The 25,768-nt window shown below is 43.3% G+C and carries 24 protein-coding genes; 16 read left to right on the top strand and 8 right to left on the bottom strand.

What is annotated here, in order from left to right:
* Positions 1-11: 11 nt before the first annotated feature.
* Both ACYVRH_RS16665 and ACYVRH_RS16660 read left to right on the top strand, forming a co-directional pair.
* Positions 12-1,172, top strand: a complete 1,161-nt coding sequence (locus tag ACYVRH_RS16665; protein ID WP_461257968.1) for a phosphoglycerate dehydrogenase — start codon at positions 12-14, stop codon at positions 1,170-1,172.
* Between the two features lie 11 nt (positions 1,173-1,183).
* On the top strand, positions 1,184-1,906 hold the full coding sequence (locus tag ACYVRH_RS16660) for a transglycosylase SLT domain-containing protein (protein WP_461257967.1): 723 nt from the start codon (positions 1,184-1,186) through the stop codon (positions 1,904-1,906).
* A gap of 58 nt (positions 1,907-1,964) precedes the next feature.
* Here ACYVRH_RS16660 and ACYVRH_RS16655 read toward each other — a convergent pair whose 3' ends face one another.
* From ACYVRH_RS16655 to ACYVRH_RS16640, 4 genes are read right to left on the bottom strand one after another with little or no spacing between them, the layout of a single operon-like run.
* Positions 1,965-2,309, bottom strand: a complete 345-nt coding sequence (locus ACYVRH_RS16655) for a type II toxin-antitoxin system HicB family antitoxin (protein ID WP_461257966.1) — start codon at positions 2,307-2,309, stop codon at positions 1,965-1,967.
* Positions 2,296-2,559 carry a type II toxin-antitoxin system HicA family toxin gene (locus ACYVRH_RS16650; protein ID WP_461257965.1) on the bottom strand — a complete coding sequence of 88 codons (264 nt, stop codon included), beginning with the start codon at positions 2,557-2,559 and terminating at the stop codon, positions 2,296-2,298. Before ACYVRH_RS16650 ends, ACYVRH_RS16655 begins: the two co-directional genes overlap by 14 nt.
* Positions 2,560-2,605: 46 nt before the next feature.
* A complete protein-coding gene (locus ACYVRH_RS16645; protein WP_461257964.1) occupies positions 2,606-4,507 on the bottom strand; it encodes a cellulase family glycosylhydrolase in 1,902 nt (633 codons plus the stop codon).
* Between the two features lie 20 nt (positions 4,508-4,527).
* Positions 4,528-4,974: a PTS sugar transporter subunit IIA gene (locus ACYVRH_RS16640; protein ID WP_461257963.1), complete on the bottom strand. Its 447-nt coding sequence runs from the start codon at positions 4,972-4,974 to the stop codon at positions 4,528-4,530.
* A 205-nt stretch (positions 4,975-5,179) separates the two neighbouring features.
* Between ACYVRH_RS16640 and amrB (ACYVRH_RS16635) the strand changes: the two genes are divergently transcribed.
* Complete coding sequence (gene amrB, locus ACYVRH_RS16635; RefSeq protein ID WP_461257962.1) at positions 5,180-6,016, top strand: AmmeMemoRadiSam system protein B; 837 nt, start codon at positions 5,180-5,182, stop codon at positions 6,014-6,016.
* 106 nt (positions 6,017-6,122) lie between these two features.
* Entirely contained in the window at positions 6,123-6,572 is a 450-nt protein-coding gene (locus ACYVRH_RS16630; protein WP_461257961.1) for an LEA/WHy family protein, read from the top strand.
* A 144-nt stretch (positions 6,573-6,716) separates the two neighbouring features.
* On the opposite strand, the gene ACYVRH_RS16625 is transcribed toward ACYVRH_RS16630, so the two are convergent.
* Positions 6,717-7,667, bottom strand: a complete 951-nt coding sequence (locus ACYVRH_RS16625; protein ID WP_461257960.1) for an amino acid--tRNA ligase-related protein — start codon at positions 7,665-7,667, stop codon at positions 6,717-6,719.
* Between the two features lie 15 nt (positions 7,668-7,682).
* On the bottom strand, positions 7,683-9,143 hold the full coding sequence (gene murD, locus ACYVRH_RS16620) for a UDP-N-acetylmuramoyl-L-alanine--D-glutamate ligase (RefSeq protein ID WP_461257959.1): 1,461 nt from the start codon (positions 9,141-9,143) through the stop codon (positions 7,683-7,685).
* A gap of 45 nt (positions 9,144-9,188) precedes the next feature.
* Here murD and ACYVRH_RS16615 point away from each other — a divergent pair, with 45 nt between their 5' ends.
* The 9 genes from ACYVRH_RS16615 to ACYVRH_RS16575 all read left to right on the top strand — a co-directional run bounded on the left by ACYVRH_RS16615 (position 9,189) and on the right by ACYVRH_RS16575 (position 20,165).
* Positions 9,189-10,217, top strand: a complete 1,029-nt coding sequence (locus ACYVRH_RS16615; RefSeq protein ID WP_461257958.1) for a DUF2804 domain-containing protein — start codon at positions 9,189-9,191, stop codon at positions 10,215-10,217.
* Positions 10,218-10,308: 91 nt separating this feature from the next.
* A complete protein-coding gene (locus ACYVRH_RS16610; RefSeq protein WP_461257957.1) occupies positions 10,309-11,484 on the top strand; it encodes a GGDEF domain-containing protein in 1,176 nt (391 codons plus the stop codon).
* A gap of 6 nt (positions 11,485-11,490) precedes the next feature.
* Complete coding sequence (locus tag ACYVRH_RS16605) at positions 11,491-12,426, top strand: ribonuclease Z (RefSeq protein WP_461257956.1); 936 nt, start codon at positions 11,491-11,493, stop codon at positions 12,424-12,426.
* A 430-nt stretch (positions 12,427-12,856) separates the two neighbouring features.
* Complete coding sequence (locus ACYVRH_RS16600) at positions 12,857-13,051, top strand: hypothetical protein (protein ID WP_461257955.1); 195 nt, start codon at positions 12,857-12,859, stop codon at positions 13,049-13,051.
* Between the two features lie 135 nt (positions 13,052-13,186).
* Positions 13,187-14,980, top strand: a complete 1,794-nt coding sequence (locus ACYVRH_RS16595; RefSeq protein WP_461257954.1) for a leucine-rich repeat domain-containing protein — start codon at positions 13,187-13,189, stop codon at positions 14,978-14,980.
* Positions 14,981-15,856: 876 nt separating this feature from the next.
* Complete coding sequence (locus ACYVRH_RS16590) at positions 15,857-16,864, top strand: ABC transporter ATP-binding protein (RefSeq protein ID WP_461257953.1); 1,008 nt, start codon at positions 15,857-15,859, stop codon at positions 16,862-16,864.
* Entirely contained in the window at positions 16,865-17,602 is a 738-nt protein-coding gene (locus ACYVRH_RS16585; protein WP_461257952.1) for an ABC transporter permease, read from the top strand.
* A gap of 6 nt (positions 17,603-17,608) precedes the next feature.
* Positions 17,609-19,237 (top strand): GldG family protein, encoded by a 1,629-nt coding sequence (locus tag ACYVRH_RS16580; RefSeq protein WP_461257951.1) that lies wholly within the window; start codon positions 17,609-17,611, stop codon positions 19,235-19,237.
* On the top strand, positions 19,227-20,165 hold the full coding sequence (locus ACYVRH_RS16575; protein WP_461257950.1) for a DUF4340 domain-containing protein: 939 nt from the start codon (positions 19,227-19,229) through the stop codon (positions 20,163-20,165). The genes ACYVRH_RS16580 and ACYVRH_RS16575 overlap by 11 nt, the downstream gene beginning before the upstream one ends.
* Here the strand turns inward: ACYVRH_RS16575 and ACYVRH_RS16570 are convergent.
* Positions 20,146-21,285, bottom strand: coding sequence for a nucleotidyl cyclase domain-containing protein (locus ACYVRH_RS16570; protein ID WP_461257949.1), 1,140 nt, complete (start codon positions 21,283-21,285; stop codon positions 20,146-20,148). The genes ACYVRH_RS16575 and ACYVRH_RS16570 overlap by 20 nt on opposite strands.
* A gap of 39 nt (positions 21,286-21,324) precedes the next feature.
* On the opposite strand from ACYVRH_RS16570, the gene amrB (ACYVRH_RS16565) reads away from it, so the two are divergent.
* The gene (amrB, locus tag ACYVRH_RS16565; RefSeq protein WP_461257948.1) at positions 21,325-22,152 is read left to right on the top strand and encodes an AmmeMemoRadiSam system protein B; all 828 of its coding nucleotides are present in this window, start codon (positions 21,325-21,327) and stop codon (positions 22,150-22,152) included.
* A 246-nt stretch (positions 22,153-22,398) separates the two neighbouring features.
* Positions 22,399-22,857: a helix-turn-helix domain-containing protein gene (locus ACYVRH_RS16560; RefSeq protein ID WP_461257947.1), complete on the top strand. Its 459-nt coding sequence runs from the start codon at positions 22,399-22,401 to the stop codon at positions 22,855-22,857.
* 159 nt (positions 22,858-23,016) lie between these two features.
* On the opposite strand, the gene ACYVRH_RS16555 is transcribed toward ACYVRH_RS16560, so the two are convergent.
* A complete protein-coding gene (locus ACYVRH_RS16555; protein ID WP_461257946.1) occupies positions 23,017-23,331 on the bottom strand; it encodes a hypothetical protein in 315 nt (104 codons plus the stop codon).
* A 290-nt stretch (positions 23,332-23,621) separates the two neighbouring features.
* Here ACYVRH_RS16555 and ACYVRH_RS16550 point away from each other — a divergent pair, with 290 nt between their 5' ends.
* A complete protein-coding gene (locus tag ACYVRH_RS16550) occupies positions 23,622-25,697 on the top strand; it encodes a tetratricopeptide repeat protein (RefSeq protein ID WP_461257945.1) in 2,076 nt (691 codons plus the stop codon).
* Positions 25,698-25,768: the final 71 nt, after the last annotated feature.

Here is a 25,768-nt window from a genome sequence, read left to right as displayed (position 1 = left end):
AAGGAATAAATATGTTTCGTATTCAAACGTTAAATAAAATTTCTCACTTGGGGCTTGATCTTTTCCCGCATGATAAATATGAAGTCGCAAGCGACATTCCCAACCCTGACGCGGTATTGGTGCGCAGCGCCGATATGATAGGGATGGAAATACCGTCTTCCGTGCTTGCTATCGCGAGAGCCGGCGCGGGTTACAACAATATCCCCGTTCAGAAGTGCAGTGACAGCGGGGTAGCGGTCTTTAATACTCCGGGCGCCAACGCTAACGCAGTCAAAGAGCTGACTCTGGCGGCGCTGCTTCTTTCATCGCGCAATATTGTCGGCGGCATTAATTGGACTATGTCTTCGGCTGACAAGGCGGATATAGCGGAACTTGTAGAAAAAGAGAAGTCTAAATTTACAGGGCCTGAAATTAAGGGTAAAACTTTAGGCGTTGTAGGGCTTGGCGCCATCGGCGTAATGGTCGCAAATGACGCAATTGCCCTAGGTATGGACGTAATCGGCTATGATCCGTATATTTCCGTAGATGCCGCATGGAATCTTTCCCGCGAAGTAGGCCGCGCCGATACCCTTGAAAGCCTCCTCGCAAAATCGGATTACATCACTCTGCACCTTCCCCTAGGGGAGACGACCAAAGGGCTTCTGGACGCTGAAAAGTTCCGTATAATAAAAAAAGACGCGCGGGTTATCAACTTTTCGCGTAACGCGCTGGTGAAAGACAAGGACATAATTGAAGCGCTTGACGCGGGAAAGATCAGCGTCTATGTTACCGACTTCCCGAATCAGGAGCTTTTAGCCTGCAAAAAAGTCATCGGTATTCCTCATCTTGGCGCGTCAACCCCCGAAGCCGAAGACAATTGCGCTATTATGGCAGTCAAACAAATTATTGACTATCTTGAAACGGGAACAATCCGCAATTCCGTGAACTTACCCCGCTGTAAGCTTGAACAACGCGCCCCAAACAGGCTGCTTGTAGTGAATAAAAATATTCCCAATATGGTAGGGCAGATAACGACAATTCTCGCCGGTTCAAATATCAATATTACGGATTTAATCAACCACCACCGTGATGATTATGCCTATAATATAATTGACACCGAACAGCAATTATCGGCTCCCGTGCTTGATAAGATTCGTAAGGTAGACGGAATAATTAGAGTTCGCTCAATTTAAAGGTAACTTTTTTGGAAACAAGTTTTTCAAAAATAAAAGTAAAATTATTAATACCCGTATTTACGGGAGTACTCTGTTCCTTGGTTTTATGCGCGATAATCGCGGATTATTCCGGATATTTTAAAAAACCCGCGCCTGTTACTCCCATTATTGAAGATGAAGAGGATGAAGAGGAAGAAGATTTTTCCGCGCTTTTTGGCAAATCGGAAAATATTCCCGATTCCATTTTGGAATATTACCGAAATCCCGAGTACAAAGAATGGGTAATGGATTTTTTTACCGCTATATGTTCAAACGCGGAAATTGCGCGGGCTATTCTGAACAGTTGCGATGAATTTGACATTCCGCCCGCGTTAGCCTTCGCATTATGCTGGGAAGAGAGCAGATTTAACCCAAACGCGATAAACAAGAAAAACCGCAACGGGAGCGTAGATCGCGGTTTATTTCAATTAAACAACAAATCTTTTCCCCATCTTGATATTATGTCTTTTTATGATATTAATACCAACGCGCGTTACGGAGTCGGTCATTTACGGTACTGCATGAATTCAAGCGTCAATGAAATTTCCGCTCTTGCCATGTACAATGTCGGCACTGGAAGGGTAAGGTCAACAGGCGCGCCAGAGGTCACTCTTAATTACACAAGCCGCATTCTAGAAAATCGCCGCAAACTGGAAACTCGCTTCTTTTCAAGGCTTCTTAAAGAAGAAGAAAAACGTCTTACTGAGGAGTGATTCGCCAAAAGCTTCACACAAAGGAATGATAAAAAGATCACAAAGGCGGAAGAGGGGGTTAGTGGTTTCCATTACTTAGAAGCACAATTTCATCGGTGATGGCTTTTTCTACAAAACTGTTAAGCGATACCCGTTTTTTTTTGGCAATAACGGCTATTTGACGGTGAAGATCAGGAGACAACCGGATGTTGAATCTGCCGGAATAAGGTTTTTCAGGTTCAACGCCGTCCTCCTTGCACCATGCTATATAATCGTCAATAGAGTCCCTAAAAGCGCGCTCTATCTCTTTCACCGTTGTACCCTGAAAAGTAATAACGTCTCTTGTGTTGATAATGTCCCCATGAAAAATTTTTGCCTGATCGTCATACTCTACAGTACCTAAATAACCTTTATAATTCATCATAATTTACCCCCGCGTTTTCAAGAAATTTTCGAACCGAATTTACAGCGCCTTTATCTGTGGTTTTTTGCGGATGAGGACGATGAAAAACAGCCCGTGTCCCATTAAGCTTAACCCTCACCCTCGATCCTTCCCCTTCGGATATTTTACATCCCAAAGCGACAAAAAGTCCTATAATATCAGACCATAGAATACCAGCCTGTATGGGATTCTTAAAAATCAATTCTATAGTCTTTTTGTGTTTGGAATTCATACTTTAATAGTACTATAAAGTGATACTATTGTAAAGAATTAAATTATCACGAAAAAATCTTTACCAGTACTTCTCCATTATAATCGCCGTTGTAGATAAGTAATTTTTGTTCTTCATGGTTTTGTTCCCATTTAAAGGCTTCTCCTGTTGGGGTGGCGATTTCTATTTTGGGCTTTTTCGCGAATAAGTATTCGGGCAGGAAAATTACGGTTGGCGCTTTAATGGCGCTTTCTGCGGTAAAATAGAAAACTGTTTTTTTGCGTTTTTTGTTCCAACTGAAGAAAAGCGGCTTTCCAGCTGTTGCCATTGGATAGGGGCGTTTCCAGCCGGAGGCGGCGCGTTCGCTGTTTTCTGAAAATATTGAAAGGTCTTCGTCGTTCCAACTGTCGCCATATTTATTTGTGTTGCACGCCGAATAATCCCAAATTGTCGAATGAAGAAGATTCGCGTCAACCGCGTCATAGTACATGGACAGAGCCTGCTCGTGTACCGAATAATCGCCCTTTTTAAAACCTCTGCGGTTGTTCAAGTCAAAGGCAAGCCCGAACTCTCCCAGAAAAGCGGGAATGTTCCCCATTTTTTTCTTTGTCCAGCCGATTCCCTGAGCGAGACATTTCGCGAAATAGTCCGCTACATTTTTTCTTCCCAAAATTATTTTAAAAGTGTCCTGATTGAATGTAAACCATGAACGAAAACTTTTTGTAAAAAGAGCGAAACCGTCGTACCAATGAAACGCGTTGACTGTGTTAATGGGATCATCTTTTTCCCATGACGGATGAGATTCGGCCTTCATGCAATTAGGCAATCCCTCAATAAAGAAAAGAGATTTATCGTCAGCTTCTTTCATGGCGTTGATGTATTTGACAATAAACGGTTTTAAGAAATCATCGGCAAAGTTAACGGGGCGTCCCTGATAACTGCTAAAGTGATCGGCGCGTAAAAGCCGAGGTGCGCCGTCTTCTTCACGCCACACGCCAGCTTGTTTCCAAGGGCAGTGAAAGCCGTCTTTAAAAAGTGAAATTCCCTGCGGGTTGAAAGTTTCGTAACCGGAAACTTTTTTAAACAAAGATTCAATTTTGTAAATGGGAACTTCCACAGGATAGCCACAGGCGGCGCGGATAGTCTGCCACGGGCTTGGGCGCGGTCCGGCTGGGATAACCATGCTTTCGGGGTTTTCAAGATTTTGATGGCCGATAAAGCCAAAATGCGGCTCATTCATCGAACCCCAACCTGTTATTGCGGCGCAATTTTTTAATCGGCGCTGCGCATGCTTAAAAGCTGCAATGTACCGGTTTTGAAGCCAGTCTTGTACGTTTTCACCTTCTATCTGCAAATCCTGCGCATAAGTTTTTCCAGCGAAAAATAAACTGAACATTGTCGCCGCCGCGTAACGGTTGTAATTGCCCGGCCATATCATTTTGGGAAAGGGATCCCCGTCGGGATATTTTTTACTCTTATGATATAGAGCGTAACGCTGGCGCGTAATTGCAGCTCCGCAGACATCGCAATTATCGGGATTCATTCCCAATTTTTCCAAAGTCCACGCGGGAGCGCCGTCTCCCCCCGTCCATCTGCTCCACACGTCCTGATGAGGATCGATAAAAACTGAAATCCCCTCTTTGTCGGCTATTAAAAGAATTTTTCGCAGGTACGCCAAATACGCTTCATCGTAGATTCCAGGCCCCTCATGCTCAATAGCTTCCCATGTGACAATCAGTCTTAGAAAAGTCATTCCCGCTTTTTTCAGCCGCTTAAAATGGCTCTCCGCGTCTTCAAGTGGAAAAGGCCTTCCTACAAAGGAAACATTATTTTGAGTGTTTAAAAAGCCGGGTTTTATTTCGCCGCCAATTTCGCAGAAAGGTATTTTTGAGTCTCCGCCAAGATTCACTCCGCGCAGAATTAAAACTCTGCCGTCGTTATCAAGGATTAAATTGTCTTTGACGTACATTGTCTTTCCCTTGCCGGGAATTAATCGGCAAGTATTTCAAGCACTTCTTCGGGTGTTTTGGCTTTTAAAATTTCCTCGCGTTTTTCGGCGCTTTTAAATAACAGACTGACTTCCGCAAGGAACTGCAAATGCGGCCCTGTTTTTTCAACAGGTGATAGGGTCATTATAAAAATCCTGCAAGGCTGTTTGTCCAAAGAATCAAAGTCCACAGGTTTTTCTGAAATGCCGATGCACGCGACCAAATCCTCAGAAGAGGCGCATTTCCCGTGTGGAATAGCGATCCCGTGCTTCATACCGGTGGACATTTTTTCTTCTCTGTCCATTACCGCCGCTAACGCCGCCCCTTTATCCTTAACTTTTCCAGTCCTGACAAGAATATCAAGCAATTCGTTGATTATTTCTTTCTTGGTAGAGCCTTTTAAATGAAGCTCTATTGTATCCGTGTTAATTACTGTTTTGAGATTCATAATAATATTTTAACCCTAAAAATGTGAAAAGTCAATTGAAATGTATGACAATAAATATCTAAAAATACAGTGTTTTCAATAAACTATTTTGTCCATATTTTTTTAATTTTGTTTATAAATATTTTTCCAAAGAAATTTATCCATAATCTTACTTTTTTTATGTTTTTTCCTTGCATACGGCTCCGGCAAACACTAGAGTTAATATATGGAAGCTTTGCTCGCCCAAAAAAGGCGCATTCGCAGCCCGGTTGGAGCCGGAATGTTTTATCCCGAAGACAGGAAGGAAATTCTCAATTATCTAAGGTCTTTTGGCCTTGAAGAAGAGCAGGGCGGCCATGCTCAGGCAATTATTGCACCTCATGGGGCGTGGAGCTACTCCGGGACGCTGGTTGCCAGAGCTTTTTCTTCGGCAATTGGCAGAAGCGGCAATATCAAACGGGTGGTCATTTTGGGACCAATCCATGATAAAAGGGAAAAAGGGCTGTTTTTGTCAAATTCTCACTCTTTTCATACCCCTATTGGAAATATTCCCGTTGACAGGGAAATGTCCGAAGAACTTGAATTTCACGGTAATTTCTTTGAAATCAATGATATACCACACTTGGGAGAACATTCCATAGAAATCCTCCTGCCTTTTGTAAAATACTGTTTCCCCAACGCGTCAATTGTCCCTATTTTGATGGGGCAGCCGAAAGCTCAGTATATTTACGACCTTGCTCAGGCTTTAAAAGCCGTAATTACGCCTGTTTTGGACGAAACCTTGATAGTAGTTTCCTGCAATCTTTCCTGTAATACCGATCAAAAAACGGCTAAAGTCTTGGCGGAAGAAGTTTTGCGCCTTTTCTTTGAAAAAGATTCACCCGCTCTCGCGTCCGCTATTTTAGAGGGCCGCCTTAACGCCTGCGGCGGAGCGTTGGTTGCAGGTCTGTTTGAAAGCGGCCTGCTCGACAAAACCCATGCCTGTTCCGCCGATAATAATATGGTTAGCGCCATCAGCGCGGAAAACAACACGGTTTATTACAGTGAATTATCTTACATATAAGACGGGAGTATTCTAAAAATCAAATTAGAGTTTCTCAAAGTTCAAAAAATTTGTCGATATTATAAGTATGCGTAAAATTTATTTTATTTTATTTGCTTTACTGTTTATGACATGCAAATCGCAGCCACAAATTGCGGAATTGCCAGTCAATGTAATTGAGCCGGAATTTGAAGTTATTTCAATTTACATAATTCAAGCCGATCTTGTCGTTACGGAATTTGAGGCTGTTATAAAGATTGACAACCCCAATAACTTTGCCTCCGTTCTGTCGTCAATAAAATATGATTTATACGGCAACAATTTTCATTGGGCTGACGGCGTTGCCAACGATATTTTAAATATTCCTGCCAAAAGCTCATGCGAAACCAAGTTTCTTTTTTCAATGAATTTTATCAACACAAACAGAAAGCTGTTAGACGATGTTATCGCCATGAGGCAGATTAAATACCGTTTCAAAGGAGAGGCTGACGTGAAGTTTGATATTCCCAAAACTCCCGTTTATACCGTTAATTTTGATTGTTCCGGTCTTTCCGATGTAAAGAAAAAAGCGGACTAACTTCCGAGGACCTCACACAAAGAACACAAAGGTACAAAGATCACAAAGGGGGGAAAGGGGTTTTTGTCCGAAGACTATGCGTGGAATTTTACGATAAGATAACGGACAATAACCCCACTCCCCATTCCCTACTCCCCACTCCCTTTAAGATACAATAAAATCTATTACCCCGTCTATTGTTGTTTTGCAGGTTAGTGCCATTATTAGCCTGTCCAGCCCAATTGCTACGCCTGAACAATTGGGGAAGGTTTTGAAGATTTTCCAGTAATCATGATCTACGTTGTGGCGAACAATGGCGGTTCTGTTTTTTTCGGCTTCTTCGCTTATAAAGAAATCTTTTACGGTGCTCGGATTGGTTTCTTCCGAATAGCAGTTTGCAAGTTCTATGCCGTTGCAGTACAATTCCCAGCGTTCTGTTGTGCGCCCGTTAGGTGATTTTTTGGCTAGGCAGGGGACAAAAGCCGGGTAATCAAGGAGGGCGATAGGTTTTTGAGACTTTAATTGCGGTTCTACGGCGTGGATAAAGATTAAATCGTAAAGCTGATGCACTGTCAGGCCGGGCATTGGGGCAAGCCCCAGTTTACGAGCCTGCAAGTCCATGGCGGTTTGTCCTTCTTCCGCTGCGGCGAAAAGATCAAAACCGGCCCATTTTGCAAACGCGTCCGCTACTGTAATTCGCTCAAAGTTGCCGACAGTAATGACGGAATCTTTGGCTAAGTACGAAAACAACTCCTCCGTTAGCGCGAGAGAATCCATATAATCGGCGTTTATTGTGTAGTACTCAAGCATTGTAAATTCGCTGTTGTGCAAATAACCGCAGGATTCGCCATTACGGAAACATTTGCATATTTGATACACGTTTACATTGTGCTTCGCTATTATTTTTTTCATCCAAATCTCAGGGGAGGGAATCAGCCAGAGAGGGAGGCTTTCTCTTTTGCTCCCTCGCGGGAAAAGACGCTCAGTTTGAAAAACCTCAAGGCACGATTCGGGGATTAAATCGCCGCAGAGAAGCGGAGTGTCCAATTCAAGGTAATTCTTATTGTCAAAAAAAGAGCGTACCTGTTTGATGATAGCCGCTCTTCTTTGAAGCATATCCAAATCCATAAGTTAACCCGTTATCCGCAGTACCGCTTCCTTCCACTTCCTGCCTCTATCAAATTCATTTAAAAACATACCAAAGCTAGCGCAGCCGGGAGAAAGAGCTACAATGTCCTTTTCAGCGACATTGGCTATCGCGCAACGGACGGCTTTGTCCAAGTCGTCAAAGGGGCCATTGTAAGAAATGCCGTTTTCGCGTAATAAGGGGATGAGTTTTGCGTTGCCTGTGCCTTCAAGCAGGATAATTGCTTTTGCTTTTTTGGCGGCGACTGCGAGGGGGGAAAAATCAAGGTTTTTGTCAGTGCCGCCAGTGACAAGGATTAGGCCTCCCTGTGTTACGGAAGGATCGGTTAGCGCTTCGACGCAGGCGGCGGCGGCTTCGGGAATGGTGGCGGCGCTGTCGTTGTAGTAGCGTACTCCTTCTGCTTCATGGAAAAATTCAAGGCGGTGCTCGATGCCGGGGAAGGTTGCCAGGGCGCCGCGGATAGCGTCCGCTTTTCCACCAAGAGAAAAAACTGCAAGGGCGGCAGAGAGCATATTTATTTTTTGATGACTGCCGGGCGTAAGTACTTGCCTCGGAACCAATTCCGTAATTTCATCGGGTACTCCTTCCCAGTTGAGAAGACGCGCAATGCCGCGCCCGTTTGAATCAATGCAGCCGCCGCTTTGCCCCTTGCTTAACGCTGAATGTATGTCGCGCTTTAAAGACCAGATAAGAGGGCGCGCTTTTGTTTCGGCGAGGAAACTTTTTCCCCAATCGTCATCCCCGGCGATTGTTACGCAGTTTGAGTCCTGGCCTCGGTAAATGTTCCGCTTGTCGTCGATGTAAGCTTCCATTGACGCATAACGGTCAAGATGATCGTGCATAATGGATGTTAAAATGGCCGCTTTTGGTTTTAACAGCGGCTGGCCATCGGCGTTTACATAATTTTTTATGTCTCCCAACTGGAAGCTTGAAAGCTCCAGAACAACATCGTCATTTTCAGTCAGCCCGTCTAAAAAGGTTAATGGGGAGACCGTTATGTTTCCGCCAAGAAACGCTTTGCCGGCTTTTCTGTCATTTGAAAGAATCCAGTGGAGGGCGGAGGATGTTCCGCTTTTTCCTTTAGTTCCTGTTACCGCGAAAAGCCTCGCCTTTGATTCCGTCAGGAACAGGGAAAGGTCTGTTTCTATTTTTTTGGAAGCCAATAAAAAGGGCGAGTCCGGTTTTACGCCGGGATTTTTTATTACAATATCGGCATTTTTAAAATCTTCAATTTCATGCTTCCCTAAAACATAGCGGACGGCTGGACAATCATTTTTTTTACAAGCCGCGTCCAACTCATTTATTGAGGGCATAAGAATTTTCTCGTCTCTAAGGTCGGTAACAGTAACTTCCGCGCCGCGCCTGAGCAGAAAAAGCGCGGATTGGAGGCCTCCGCCGTGCAGGCCAAGTCCCATTATTAACGCTTTTATTCCTTTATAATCCATGTTATCTTAATACCATGCCGATACTTATATGTAAACAGGTTGATTATGACTCAAAATGAAATTTGCGGATTTCTGCCGCTATTTGATGACATGGGGCATCCTATTAATTCCGGTTGGGCAAGACAGGATTACCTTTATTACGATCCGGCGCTGGTTTATGCGGCAAGGCACAGATTATCGGAATCGGATCGATATATGGTACATACTCCGACCCACATGGTTGTCTTTGAAATAAGGGACGACGGCTGGCTTGGATATATGAGTATTTCCATTATCTCGCTCAGGGATAGGAAACGTTCTACTCAGACTTTTAAGACATGGCTGCCCCTTGGCTCGTATAATATGCCTGTCAGCAGTAAAGCGGGAAATATTCGCTGGCGATTAAAAAAAATACACCTCGATTTTATATGTATGGATGGCGGCGCAAAAATTATTAAAACCGATATTCCGAAATTCGGGCGGCATCGAAGTTTGCGGGGCGAGTTGGTTTTAAGCGAATTTGACGAGTCTCAGTCGCTTGTGACAAACCAACAGTGGCGAAATGAAAAATATGCGTTTAGATACGCGTGCGTTTCACCGTGTTTTTTTGTCGAGGGAGTGATTCAATTTGGCGGTACGGAAATTGTTTTTACCCGGGGAAACGCATGGGGTATTCTAGACTGGAACAGGTGCGCCCGTCCAAATGCAGATATTCGTTATTGGGCGGCGGCTTGCGGAATAAGCGACGGCAAACAGCTAAGTTTCTGCATTGGCTACAGTTGGGCGGATTTTTCTCATGGGACTGAAAACGGCTTTTTTGTAGACGGTAAACTGCACAAACTTGATCAAGTAACTTTTCATATCCCTCTTTCAAACTGGCTTTCTCCCTGGCGTTTTACAAGCAACGATAACAGGCTGGAAATGACATTCCAGCCACATCAGGAAAGAATCGACCGACGCAGTATGTTATTGCATAATTTTACGCGCCGTCAGGTTTTCGGCTTTTTCTCGGGAAAAGTACAGTTGGATGACGGCTCTTTTTTAGAATTCCAAAATTTAACGGGGCTTGCGGAACGTATCAAAATGCGGTATTGAGGTATTTTTTAATAATTTTCATTAAAAAAACCTTTATTTTGTTATTTCCATTTAATTAAAAATTTGGTATAATATATGACAGAGGAAGCATATGCGAAAGTTTTTATACAACTGGCGATTTTACTCATTTGGGCGCGAGCAGTACCAGCAATGTATGAATAATTCATTCATTAATAACCTGCAAAGTTTAAAGCAGGGAAATTTGCTTGTAACGATTTTTGTTGTTTTATACGCAATTGTACCTCTATTGGCAGAAAATCTGAATTTCATTGGAGCGGGCGTTTGTCTTATAATAGCCTTTATAGCCATGCTGGTTTACTGGTACGCGAATTATGTTATGCAGCTAGTCAATGTAGAAAATATCACTATATACTCTTTAATATCAATTTCTTATACGAATTTAATGTTTTTCGGCATATATCAAAATATTTTTGCAACTCCGGACAAACCCGCTTCTTTAATTTTTATCTTTTTTGCGGTTTCTCTTTTATTATATGTTAATCCGCCTCAATTTAATCTTATTCTTACGTTAAGCGCGGCGGTAATTTTTATTGCTTCCACAATGATTGTAAAAGATTATAATATCTGGATTTATGATATTGTGCATATACTCATTGCCGGTTCTCTGTGTTTGTTTTTCAGCTGGCACATTACAAAATTACGGATGGGGTTGGAATTAAGCGCGGCTGAGCTTGAGGAAGAACGCAATAAATATGAAGATCAAAGTATTACGGACGAGTTGACACAGCTTAGAAATAAACGTGATTTTACAAATACTTTTCAAAGGTATCTTTCAAATTACCGCTCTTCCGACGACTGGTTATGCGTCGCTATAGCTGATATAGATTTCTTTAAATTATACAACGACCACTACGGACATTTAAAAGGCGATGATTGCCTGCGTATTATAGGATCGGTATTAAACGGCATAAAAGACGATTTAGGCGTTTATACGGCAAGAGTCGGCGGCGAGGAATTTGCCGCGTTGTGGTTTGAAAAAGATATTTCCCATGTTGATAACGTCATTACTCATTGGATCAATTCCATAAAAGCAAAAAAGATTCCGCATGAAAAATCAAAAGTTTACGATTTTGTATCTATGAGCATTGGCGTATATGTTTCGCAGTGCGGCGCTTACAATGACACAAAAATCCTGTACGATCTGGCGGATAAGGCGCTTTATACGGCGAAGCAGGGCGGGCGTAATTGCGCCATTATAAACGGTGATGATGTTAAAGAATACAAAATCAGTTTAAAAGACGATTAACCCATTATGAATCTTGAAGCGTTTATTCTTGGCTGCGGCGGTATGATGCCCCTTCCCAACAGGCATTTAACATCCGTTTTATTAAGGCGTGAAGGGGAGCTTTTCCTTTTTGACTGCGGAGAGGGAACCCAGGTTTCTTTGCGCCGTCTTAACCTTCGCTGGAAAAAAATCTCCGCTATTTTTATCAGCCATACGCACGCCGATCACGTTACCGGTATTCCCGGCCTATTAATGCTTTCATCTCAGGTTGACAGGGATGATCCTCTTTACATAATAGGTCCGCCGCGTATCGCCGAGTATATCGAAACAAACCGGCGCGTACTTGATATGTACATTAATTATGAAATAATCGTAAAAGAAATTACGTCTCCCGGGATTGTGTACAAGGGGGACGGCTTTCATGTAAGGTGTTTCCCCCTGTCGCATACCAAGCCCTGTTACGGTTACGCTATGGAAGAGGATATGCGCCCGGGAGAATTTTTTCCTCAGAAAGCGCAGGATCTGAATATTCCGATGGGAAAGCTATGGGGAAAACTTCAAAAGGGCGAGGTTATTCAAACTCCAGACGGCAGGGAAGTGCGTCCTGAACAGGTTGTAGGCTCAGCGCGGCAGGGGCGAAAATTTTCCTTTGTTACGGATTCCATTGCCCTTCCTGAAATTTCCACCCATGTTATCGGCTCCGATCTTTTTGTCTGTGAGGGGATGTTTACCCATGATTTGGCTGAAGACGCGCATGAAAAAAAGCACATGACTGCGGTTGAGGCGGCAAAATTAGCCGCTTCTTCGCAGGGCGTAAAAAAATTAGCGCTGATTCACTACAGCCCCCGATACACGGATTACGAATTAAAACAGCTCCTTGCCGAAGCGCAGGCTATTTTTCCTGATACGGTTCTTACTAAAGACCGGTATGTTTTTCCGATTGAATTTGAGAACGGCAACTAGGACTGCAAAGAAGAGATCTACCACGAACTACACGAACAATGACACGATGTATGCCCAAAGAATTTATTTAGTACAGTCAGGGCAGGCTGCGCATGGCAAAAACTCTGGGAGAACCCGACTACGGAGCCTTCCGCCGCCTAATAAACAAATATTAGCGTTATACTTCGAAATCTTTTTTTTATTAGGCGGCGGACGTTTATTCTCTGAATTTTCTTTGTTTTATTCCCAAGTCTCCTACGTCGGGGAACCCACAGAAGATGTTTTTGCCATGCGCAGCCTGCCCTGACTGTACTCAAGGATTTTGTTGGGCATACATCTTGTACCGCTAAAAAGAATTATATCGCCGTGATAGCAATTCGCGCCTTAAAAAAAGGGCATTCCCTACAAAATTCCCCTTGCACACCTAAAAATATTACTATAAAATAATCGCATGGCTAATAAGAACATACAAACAGCCCAAACTCCAAGCTTAAAATTGCCTTCGGCAATTTTAAGCACTGAGCCAGGCAACAGGCAACAGGCAACAGGCAACAGGCAACAGGCAACAGGCAACAGGCAACAGGCAACAGGCAACAGGCAACAGGCAACAGGCAACAGGCAACAGGCAATTATACACATCTTTTAAATAATCGTGTCAACTATACAAACCGCTTAAAACCGTTTTTTCATCAAAAAATAATATTTATTCTCATGGCAAACCGTCCGTATGGACTGTTGTTAATAAATGTCGGCGGACATTAAACGCATAAGGAGTTTTAAAATGAACAAGAAAATGTGGATTATCGCCGTTGTGCTTATTCTGGCAGTGATAGGAACTACAAACGCCCAACAGTATGAGACTGAAAAAAATTTCAAGGTAGAAAAAATAAACGGGGGTAAGGCGATTCGGATTGTCGAATATAAGGGTAAAAACAAAAACGTCAATATTCCTCCGCAAATTAATAAATTGCCTGTTGTCGAAATAGCAGTAAATGCATTTTCTAGGAAAGGACTTACCGGAGTAACCATTCCCGACAGCGTTACTTCTATTGGTGAAATAGCTTTTTTTTCAAATAACCTTACCAGCATAACCATTCCCGACAGCGTTACTTCTATTGGGGAAGGGGCTTTTTCTTCAAATAACCTTACCAGCATAACCATTCCCGACAGCATTACTTCTATTGGGGAAGGGGCTTTTTTTCCTAATCGAATTACACAAATAACAATCGGTTCAAACGTCCAAATAAGCCTTTCTACATTTGATAATAGAGACTTTTATCGAGCTTATGAAAAATATGGGAAAAGGGCGGGTACTTATTCCTTTAATAATAGACGTGAATGGGTAAACGAAACGGTAGAAGAACAGAAAAAAGCAGAAGAAGCAATGCAAGCAGCGAAAAAGGCAGAAGAACAAGCTATCGCCGCTGCCGCCGGTTACATTCAACTTACCTCAATGTTTGCGGGTACTGTATTGCTCAATGGCGAAGCAACCCAATATACGGTAGGAGAAGGGGAAGACGTTTTAATAATGGTGGAAAACGCCAAAGACAAGGAATATACCGTAGCGGTACGTGATTCAAGCGGAACAGTGCGGCAGGCAACACAGAAAATAACCATAAGTGAAATAGGAGTTGATAGAAACAGAAAACCTAACAGCATTTATAGTGTGATGATACTCGACCCCAACCCCAAGCCCAATTCAGGCGATGATTTCGATATTCGGCAGAACGCCCAAGGCGGCATAACCATTACCGGCTATAATGGAACCAGAAAACAGGTTGTTATCCCTGACACTATCAGCGGCATCAAGGTAACGGAAATTGGAGACAGCGCGTTTTCACATGGTAGTGTATGGAGCAATTATTATGATACCTACGTTACAATCGGTAAAGAAATACTGTCTGTTGTTATACCCAACTCTGTAACCAAAATAGGGGAAAGAGCCTTTTCACCTAATTCAACTCTTAGATCTGTAGTATTGCCGAACACGATTACCATGATTCCCGACTGGGCGTTTTATGGCTGCGCTCTGGATACGGTAACTATTCCAAATTCTGTAACTGCCATTGGCAACGGGGCTTTTGCCAAAAACCAGTTAACTTCAATAACTTTTGGAAACCGCGTTGCCAAAATTGGAGATGGCGCGTTCATGTATAACAATCTGAAAGAACTGAAAAACCTCCCCACGTCATTAAAAACCATAGGTACTGCTGCGTTTGCAGAAAACAACATAACAACCCTGACCATTCCCAACGGCGTTACAAACCTTGGGACATTATGCTTTTCAAATAACCCTATTAAAACACTGGTTATACCACCTTCGCTGGCACAGTCCGGTTTTTCTGATGCATTCCAAATAGTAAGTGAATGGAGACCTGCAAATGATAATCCATGGTACACTTATGAGTATAATATATTCCCGATGAATATGGAAAGTGGCATAGCAATTACCCTGCCGGCAAACGTTGCAGACAATTTTGAGAATTTTAGCAGTACACTTCTTGACTTCTACAAAAGCCAGGGCAAAAAAGCAGGCACATATAGTTTTGACGGTCGTTTGTGGAAGGTTAAATAGGTAAACGCAACAGTGCCTGACACCCAAATTTCATAGTGTCGCTGACAAGTCGGCGGCACTAGATATGGGGTAATTTGGTTTATGTAAAAAGGATGCGCAATGAGCAGCTAACGCTTTTTACAAGCGTACCTTATTCTTTGTGATCTTTGTCTCTTTGTGCTCTGCGCACTCCTAAAGTCAGCCTTTCTATTATTGTAAACGGCGGCATTTACTGGTGCTACGTTGTGCGGCAGTATTCATCTAACCTGGGGCTGTCCAATAAGTTTGAATTCTACCACGAACCACACGAAACCAATACGAACAACGACAAGATATGTGCAAAAAGTTCGTGATGTTCGTGTGGTTCGTGGTAAAAATTTTCTTCAATAGACAACGATTTACAAACATTGGAATCCTTTTACACTGATAGCGATTCCGGTAACGGCGGTAATTAGCGGCGGCGTGGTGTGGGCGCTAGTCAAATAACAAGCAAACGCACCGATAACTTATATTATGGCACAATGGTAAAATGCTTATTAGCGCTAGAAGATGTATGCCCAATAAATCCTTGAGTACAGTCAGGGCAGGGCTGCGGGTGGCAAAAACATCTTCTGTGGGTTCCCTGCCGGAGAGACTTTGAAATAAAACAAAGAAAATTCAGAGAATAAACGTCCGGCGACGAACCCACGATAAAGTTTTCTTACCACCGCTATTTAGTCGCCGGAAAGGCTCATAGGCAGATTCTCCCAGAGTTTTTGCCACCCGCAGCCCTGCCCTGACTGTACTGAATAAATTCTTTGGGCATACATCGTGTAGTTGTTTGTGGTAAAAATTCTTCCCTTCTTTTTGGACAGCCACCATGTTCCCAATATTGATAAAATTTGCTAATATGACAATATGAACACAAATGCGAAGATAGAAGTAAAAAACCTGTCTAAACAATACGGAAATGTGCAGGCGGTTACGGATGTTTCTTTTTCCGTAGGAGACCAGCAGGTGTTGGGTTTCCTTGGGCCAAACGGCGCGGGAAAAACTACCGTTATGAAAATCCTTACCGGTTTTCATTTTCCGTCGGACGGAACGGCATATATAGACGGTATTTCCGTTGAGGAACAGCCGCTGGAAATTAAAAAGCGGATTGGGTATCTGCCGGAAAATGTGCCGCTTTACGGGGATTTAACAGTTGACGAGTACTTAAACTTTGCCGCTCAAGCGCGGTTTATTCCCGTGCATGAACGTGAGGCGGCAATTAACGCAAGCCTTGAAGCGTGCGGCTTAACAGCATTCCGCAGCCGCAAAATAGAGACGCTCTCCAAGGGGTACCGTCAACGCGCCGGTTTATCGCAAGCGATTCTTCACGACCCGCCGATTTTAATCCTTGACGAGCCGACTACAGGCCTTGACCCGAACCAGATTATTGAAATTCGCTCCCTTATTAAAGAGCTTGGAAAACGAAAAACCGTAATTCTTTCCACGCATATTTTGCAGGAAGTTGAGGCAATTTGCACTCAGGTTTTGATTATTAACGAGGGGCGCATTGCGGCGCAAGGCAGCCCGGAAGAGATTGCCGGTACCATGAAGGGAGGCGACACATGGGAACTAATCCTGAAAGGAGCGTGCGAACCTGTTGATACCGGAGTTGTCGGCGGCAAGTTACAGTTATTAGGTGATATTTCCAATGTGATGACTGAAAGTACGGCGGACGGATGCGTTTGCGCTAATTTCTTTGTTCCGGCTGGAGCGGAAGATGAAAATCCCGGAGAGCGAATTTTTGATTGGGCGGTAGCGCAGAATTTAAAAATACTTGGCATGAGCAGGAAAAAAATCAGCATAGAGGACATCTTTGTTAAACTTACAAGCGATGAGAAAAAACAAAAACAAGATCAGGAAAAAGGAGCGCAGTAAATGAAAAAATATATTCCATATCGCGCCCTCACTTTGGCGCGGAAAGAAATTTTTCAGTATTTATACGCGCCGGCGTTTTACGGGGCGGCGGTTTTTTTTCTTATGTTATGCTCAATATGGCTGTTCTTTTTCCAGCGGTATTTTTCAATGGATCAGGCTACCTTGCGCCCTTATTTCGGCTTGTTTCCGGTCGCTTTTATTTTTGTCATTCCCGTAATTACGATGAAAAGCTGGGCGGAGGAAAGAAAAACCGGCACCGTTGAATTGCTGTTAACCATGCCATTTAGCGAATGGGATCTTGTATTGGGAAAATTTTTCTCCTCGCTTTGCATGCTTGCCGTTATGCTGATTTTAACAATACCGCTTCCGCTAAGCCTGTTAAGCCTTGGGAGTTTTGACGCTGGGAGTATTTTTTGCGAATACATTGGAATATTTTTACTGTGCGCGAGCGCGACAGCGTTGGGATTGTTATTGTCCTGCCTTTCCAAAAGTCAGGGCGGGGCGTTTCTTGGAACCGCAGTCATCTTAATGGCTGTAATGCTTATTAATAATATTACATTTGTACTTAACCTTCCTCAGTGGCTTGCGCAAGGGATTAATTATTTTTCTCTTTCCTTCCATTTTGAAAGTTTTTCCAAAGGTTTGATTGATTCAAGAGACATTGCGTTTTTTGTCTTGAGTACCGCGTTGTTTTTATTTATCAACACAAGGGTTATCCTTTTTAGGAAATGGAGATAGCGGAATATGACAAAGAAACAAGTTATAATTATTACCGCGTTATCTGTTATCGCGTTTATTCTGGCGTTAATGGTCAGCGGACGTTTGTGGCTGCGCCTTGATCTTACAAAAAACAAGGCGTATACTATTTCTAAAGTTTCACGTAACCTTCATAAAGAATTATCTGATCCTGTAAGTATCACTTATTATCTTTCAAATAAACTTAGGACGGTTACTCCCGCGCCCGGCGAAATTGAAGACACGTTAAGGGAATACGCCGCATATTCAAGGGGAAAAATCCGCCTTACTGTCCGCGATCCGTTAAAAGCCGGTCTTTCAAAAGCCGATGAACTCGGTCTTCTGCCTCGGCAAGTGCAGACCGTGGAACAGGATAACGCAAGCCTTGTTACCGTATATTCAGGCATAGTTATCGAGTATCTTGACAGAATGGACGTGCTTCCGTGGGTATTATCAACTGATACGCTTGAATACGATCTTACCTCAAGAATACGCGCCCTGATTAATGACAGTGAACGCTGGTTAGGAGTAATAGTAGGCGATGGTTTCCGGCAATGGGGGGAAGATTTCGGTTATCTGGAAGCGACGTTAGCTGAAGCCGGTTATAGAGTTCGTTTGCTTTCCATAGGCGACGATATTCCTGATAATTTGCCCGCGCTCTTCGTGTTAGGAGGCGTGGAAGACATGGATGACTGGGCGCTTTACCGTATTGACAGATATATACAACAGGGAGGAAAAGTTCTTTTTGCCGTAGAGGGAGTTTTCATAGATACCGCTAGCGGTTCCATAGATGCAAGGCTTTATAAAAACCAGACGTTACTTGAAATGATAGCTTCTTACGGCGTAATTGTCAGGCAGGAACTCGCGCTTGACCGCAGCGCTCTTACTATACAATATCAGACAAGATCGCAAAACGGCGCAATACAGTACAGGATTACGCGTTATCCGTTATGGATTGGCGTTTTGGGCGATAATGGAAACGCCAAACATCCTGTAAGTTCGGCTTTTACAGGCCTTGATCTTTACTGGGCAAGTCCGCTTGAATTAGCCCCGCCCTCTTCCGTTGGGGCGGATGTTCTTTTTGCAAGCACTCCGCAAGCTTGGGCCATGAAAGATAATTTTTATACAAGCCCGGAAATACCCTACATGCTTGAAATGGAAGCGGATGAAACAAGAGGGGTAAAGATTCTGGGGGCCGCATTAAATGGAACTTTCCCGAGTTTTTTCAGGGGAAGCGAAAAACCTGCGCGCGAAGGCTCAGCGGAAGAACTTCCTGATATGCCGGTAAATGCGCGGGAATCGCGGATAATTGTCGTTGGGGATACTGATTTTGCCACCAATATGATAAATGCGACACAGGCGAGGCATAATCTTGATTTTCTGCTTCGCGCCGCCGACTGGCTTGCAAATGATGACGATATAATCGGCATAAGAGGCAGGCAGCCGCAGACAGGCCGCTTTGACAAAATAACCGACGCAAAAAAACGCGCCGCCGTAATGAAAGTTATTCAAATTGTAAATGTCGGTTTAATTCCGCTTTTGGTAATTATTGCGGGCTTGATTATCGCGTCAAAACGCAAAACGCGCGCGCGAAATATGGAATTAAAATCCGTAAAGGAGAAAGACAATGACGTATAAAAACCGCCTTATTTTTCTTGGGACGCTGATTGGAGTATTAACGGTAACATATATAGCGAGCGTTATTTTTACATCTGACATCGGCTCCAAATCATCATCATATACGTGGCTTGATTCAAAAACCGCCGAAAAAACAATCAGAATTGCAATAAAAGACGCGGATAATGAATTTGAACTGAAAAAGAAAAACGGCCAGTGGTTTGTTTCGCATAACGGACTTGAATATCCGGCGAAGCAATTGCGGGTGGAAGATTTTTTAAAAATCCTTACAATCCGCTCCGCATGGACTGTGCGCTCAACAAGCGCTTCCAATCATGAACGTTTTGGTTTGGAACAGTCGGCCTCAAGGGTTACAATTTATGGGGAGACTGTTCTTCTTGATTTGGTAGTCGGGAATGAAGATGTTAATAAAAATGAAATATATTTGCGCAAAGCCGGGCAGAACGAAGTCCGCTCGGGAGACAACGCGATTAAGTCGTATATTTCAAGCCCTGTTAATAGCTGGTACAACTTAAGGCTAATTCCCGAGACGGAGAACGGAAGTATTGATTTAAGCGCAGTGCAAAGATTGTCGGTATACACGCCGCAGGAGACGCAGGTTTTTTCACGTAAAAATAAAAAATGGGAAATTTCCGGCATCAGCGTCGAAAAACCGGATAAAAACGCGGTGGATGCTTATATACGCCAGATATTAACTATTGAAGGCGATAATTTTGAAAATTCAGTTAACAGCGCGGATCCGATGTTTGACAAAACAAGCATTGTGTTGGAATTGGGGAACGGCCGTATTGTGACTATCCGTTTTAGCGAGGCGGACGAGTCTGGGAGGCGTTTTGCTAATGTAAGCGGCAAGGATTATATTTACTCTATTCCGACATGGCAGGCGGACAAACTCTTTAAAGACGCGTCTACTTTTGAGACGCAATAAACGCGCGGTATTTATCAGGATCGCTCTTAAACGCTATTATCGATGTATTAGAATCGCTCTTTGCTTTTTTAAGCGCTTCCATAGCTTCAAGAATCAGACGGCTGGCGTTACACAATCTGCCTGAGCGCGCAGATAGGCCGATACAAAGGCCGTAAGCCTCACTGTAGCTTTTCGGAAATCTTTCCGTTATGCGCTTGTAAAATTTTTCCGACATTGCCACAGCCGCGTCAAACCCCGTTCCGGGAAGAATAACGCTGATGCCGCTTTCCCCGTATTCAAAAAGCAGATCTCTCGACGTAAAGAAAGTGACGGCTTCTTCAGCGGCCTGCCTGAAAACCCTCTCTTCGCTAATATCGGTAAAATCCATTATAAGAAGAGCCAAATCTTTTTCTGAAGAAGAACATCGGTGCAATTCCGAATCCAGCCTGTCTTTTAAATATTCTTCCCAGCCAATTCCGCTTCGTGAAGAATAAAGCCCCTTTGGACCGGATGGTTCCGCATCTTTAATTACGCGGGAACTTTTTTCCGGTTTAACAATAGGCACAAAAACTGACTCATGCTTTGAGCCTTTTCCCAACAGCGACTGTATCAGCAAGGTAAAGAAAGAAACGGCGAATCCTATCAGTATAAGAAATAAGGTTTCTTTCATTATTTTGATAAATTCAGGATAGTCAAAGGCATTGGCTACGCCTTTAATATTTGCGTTACGCAGGTCTGAAATTGCCAATGGTTTGTAAAGATTTTCGTTTAAAAAATAGAATTTATTTTTAAACCTTGGCTCGTTGTTTACCCATGCGATGGCGTGTCCCGGTCTTTTTTCAAAAGCGTTTCCTCCGTCAGGCCCGGTTATTATCAGCGCTTCCAGGCTTTTAGTGGAAGTAAGCGCGTTATTAATGGTATTAATAAATCTATCATTCATGAACCCCTGATTTCCGACTGACAGGGCAACATCGGCAATTCCGGAAAATTCCTGTTCCGCCGTTATTTTACGCCCGTCTATACTTAAATAGATTCTTACCGCTCCCTGAACTAGCGCGAAAAGATAAATGACTATGCAAATGGCGGCAATAATTGAACCTCCGGGCGAAGAATTCCCGGATTTTTTATTTTTTATTTCCATATTTATTATTTCTCTGATATAATTATCGGAAGTTTTTATATGCAAATAAGAGATTATTCATTGCCTGCGGGGTGGTATCCCCGTGACGGAGAGGCGGTTTCCGCGTTTTTATCAGAGTTTGATAATGTAAAACGCTCCTGCCGCGCCGCAATTATGCCCCATGCCGGCTGGTATTACAGCGGCAGGACAGCGGCTCTTGGGGCGGCAAGCCTTCAACGTGACGCGGAAACCGTCGTTATTTTTGGCGGTCATTTGGGCGCGGAAAGCCCGCCTCTTTTCGCCATGGAAGACGCGGCAAGAACCCCCTTTGGCTCCATGCCCATAGATGCAGTTTTACGCTCCGCTTTGTTGAAAGAAATCGGCGGCGCGAAAGACGGTTACCGCGATAACACCGTAGAAGTTCTTTTGCCAATGGCGCACTATTTTTTCCCAAAGGCGAATTTACTGTGGTTGCGTCTTCCCGCCTCGATAGGTTCTTTTGAAAGCGGAAAAACCCTGTCGCGGATTGCGGCGAAATTAAACCGTAAAATTGCGGTTTTTGGTTCCACGGATTTAACCCACTACGGACGAAATTACGGCTTTTCGCCGCACGGCTACGGAGAAGCGGCCCTGCGCTGGGTTCGCGAGGTAAACGACGCAGTTTTTATTAAAGCGGTTGAATCAGGTAACAGCGAAGAAGTCCTGAGCCGCGCTGAGGAGGATTATTCCTCATGTTCCGCCGGCGCTGTGTTAGGTGCAATGGGGTTTGCCGAAGAAGAAGGATTGCAAAAAGCGCGGCTTTTGGCTTATGCCACAAGCGCCGATGCCGATAAGAGCGTAGTTCCCGATTCATTTGTTGGATATGCGGCGTTTGCGTTTGATGTTTAGTTCGCTACACGAACAGTGTATTTTACCCTTGCCGAATGCACGGCAGATATATATACTATTAATCAATGAATAAATTATGCAACAAACCATGACTTTAGATGAAAAACTTGCCATAGGATGCCGAGCCGCAGAATTGTGGAAAGCTGGAGATAAAGAAGGTGCTAATCGTGTCGCGTCCTTGTGTAAAGTTGACACTAGTATTATGTCACTATTTACATAGTGTATAAAACAGAATAAGATTTCCGCATGGAAACCAAGAGGGGGAAATACGCCGATGACATGATAGCGGAACGAACCGGATTGAGCCGGCGGGGGCTGGAACAATTGAGGCAGCGGTTTGTCGAAGAAGGGTTTGAAGTAACGCTTGCGGGGAAGCCAAGAGGCCACAGGCCAAAGAAACTTGGAGGGGAAGACGAAGCGCGCTTAATAGCGTTAACGTGTAGCGAGAAACCTGAAGGAAGAACGCGCTGGACATTACGCCTGTTACGCGACACATGGAGCGCTTTGGCGCATACCGACGTTAAAACGGTGTCGCACGAAACAATCCGAAGGACATTAAAAAAACGAAATCAAGCCGTGGCAAAACCGGGAATGGTGCATCCCGCCGAACCGGGGAAATCCGCCCGTTACGACACTGAATATAAGCGTAACGGGACATGCGAGATATTCATGTTTTCAGCCCCGCTTGAAAAATGGCGGAGGTAACCGGACACCGGACAAGGCTGGACTGTGCCCATCAAATAAAAAAACTGGTAACGGTTGATTTCCCCGATGCCGAGAAAATCGTTTTGGTGGTAGACAACTTTGACATTCATTCCATAGGCTCGCTTTATAAGGCGTTTCCTCCTGAGGAGGCGAGAAAGCTCAGAGACGGACTGGAGATTTACCACAGAAAATGCGAGGATTAAACTTAAACGCCTTTATCCACTGTTTAATTAGTGACATAATACTAGTGTCAACTTTACACCATGACGCGACACTTTGCTCCATATTTCGGTATTGCATTCTGTTCTTCATGAACGAATCCAACACTATTTTATCATTCACAAAATTAATAAATATTTCCTGTAGAAAGCTGTAATAATCAGCCCTGCCGCTTTCATTAAATTTTGCAATGAGCCAGTCTTCAAATTCTTCTATTTGAGCTTGCTCCAGTATCTTGCTTTCCCGTTCATTCATTCAATTTACGACCTGTTTCTGTCGCCAAGCTACTTCTTTTCAGAAGCCATTTTTCGGCGTTTGGCAATTTCATTATACTCATTTTTTACCAAATTTTCAATGTGGTCTGCAGGATGACAGAGAGATTATTTACAATTAATAAAAAGGAAAAATATAAGCATTGACAAATACGATAATCCCGAAGAAGATATATAAAAATATATGTAATTTTATGTGGTAACGCACCATTGCATGATACCATCGGCGTTTCCTATGAACGTAAATATTTTATATAATTAAGGAGAATGAGAATGATAAAAAATTACATTTGGCTTATGGCAACTGCCCTGCTGGCACTTACAGCAGAAACGGCGTTATGGGGGCAAAACGCAAATGACTATTTTAACAGCGGTATTGCCGCCTTAAAGAAATTTGAATATGATAAAGCCATTGACGATTTTACTCAGGCGATACGGCTTAATCCGAATAACGCTGATGCGCATTACAACCGAGGTTTGGCATACAACAGAACCCAAGGTAATTTTGACAAAGCGATTGACGATTTTACGCAGGCGATACGGCTTAACCAGAATAAATTTAGTTACTATTACGACCGAGGTCAAGTATATTATTATAAAGGCGACTATGACAAAGCCATTGACGATTTAACTCAGGCGATACGGCTTAACCCGGATTATATAGGAATTTATATTTTTCGCGGTGGTATGTATTTAGAAAAAAAGGACTATGATCGCGCCATCGCCGATTTCACTCAAGAAATACGGCTTTATCCGGAAAGTAATATTTCGTATACCTACCGAGGTAACGCATACAGAGATAAAGGCGACTATGATAAAGCCATTGCCGATTATACACAGGCGATAAAGATTTACCCGAAAAGTGCTACAGCGTACAACTTCCGAGGTATCGCATACAAATATAAAGGCAACTATGACAAAGCCATTAACGATATAACTCAGGCGATACGGCTTAACCCAGATTACGCTTATGCGTATTACGAACGAGGTTTAGTATACAGAGATAAAGGCAACTATGACAAAGCCATTGACGATATAACTCAGGCGATACGGCTTAACCCAGATTACGCTGACGCGTATTACGAGCGGGGTTTAGCTTACTTTATTAAAGGCGACATTTTCTATAAAGTAGCCATTGACGATTTTACTCAAGTAATACGGCTTAACCCGGATAATGCTGACGCGTATTTCTACCGGGGTTTAGCTTATGTCGGCAATAGAAACTTTATCAAAGGCATTGATGATTTAACTCAGGCGATACGGCTTAACCCGAATAATGCTGACGCGTATTACAAGCGAGGTTTAGCATACGTTGGCAGTAGAAACTCTGACAAATCCATTGACGATTTTACACAGGCGATACGGCTTAATCCAAATAACGCTGACGCGTATTACAACCGGGGTTTGGCATACAGTAATAATGGCAATTATGATAATGCCATTAGCGATTATACTCAGGCGATACGGCTCGCCCCAAAAAACGCTGACGCGTATTTAAACAGGGGTGAAGCATACATTGATAAAGAGGATTATGATAATGCTATAATCGACTTATCTCAGGCGATAAATCTTAACAAAAAAAACGAAGACGCGTATTTCTACCGGGGCTTTGCATACAGCTGTAAAGGCGACTATAACAAAGCCATTAACGATTTAACTCAAGCGATACGACTTGAACCCAATTACGCTTATGCATATTACGAACGAGGTTTAGCTTACGCTAGTAATAGAAACTATGACAAAGCCATTAACGATTTTACTCAGGCGATACGGATTGACCCCAATTACGTTGGTGCGTATTACTACCGAGGTTTAGCATACTGTGATAAAAACGACTATAACAAAGCCATTGCCGATTTAACTCAGGCGACACAGCTTAACCCAAATTACGCTGACGCGTATTTTAAACGTGGTTACGCTTATGGTAAAAAAAGCGAATATGACAAAGCCATTGCAGATTATACTCAGGCGATACAGCTGGAACCGGATTACGCTTTTATGTATAACAATAGAGCTTGGAATTATTATCTAAAAGGTGATTGGGAAAACGCAATTAAGGACGCTGACATCGCAATACAATTAGAGCCGGATAAAGCTTATATTTATGACACTCGAAGTCGGGCATATTATCTAAAAGGGGATGTGGAAAAGGCGCTTGCGGACGCTAATGAGGCAATACGGCTTGATTCGAATGCCGCTTATGCCTATGATGCCCGCGGCATTGTGTATTTATTGAAGAAGGACTATAACAGCGCCATCGCCAACTTTGAAACCGCATTGCGTCTTGACCCAAAAAACACTGAAATTAAGAAGAACCTTGAAAAAGCACGGAAAGAAAGGGGAAGATAAAAGCGCAAACATACCTGAAAATCGCCGCTGAAAATATGCAAAAACTTTCCAGCGTTATCCTAAAGCCGTAA

Source organism: Treponema sp. R80B11-R83G3 (assembly GCF_054786115.1).
This window is presented reverse-complemented; position numbering and strand designations above follow the sequence as displayed.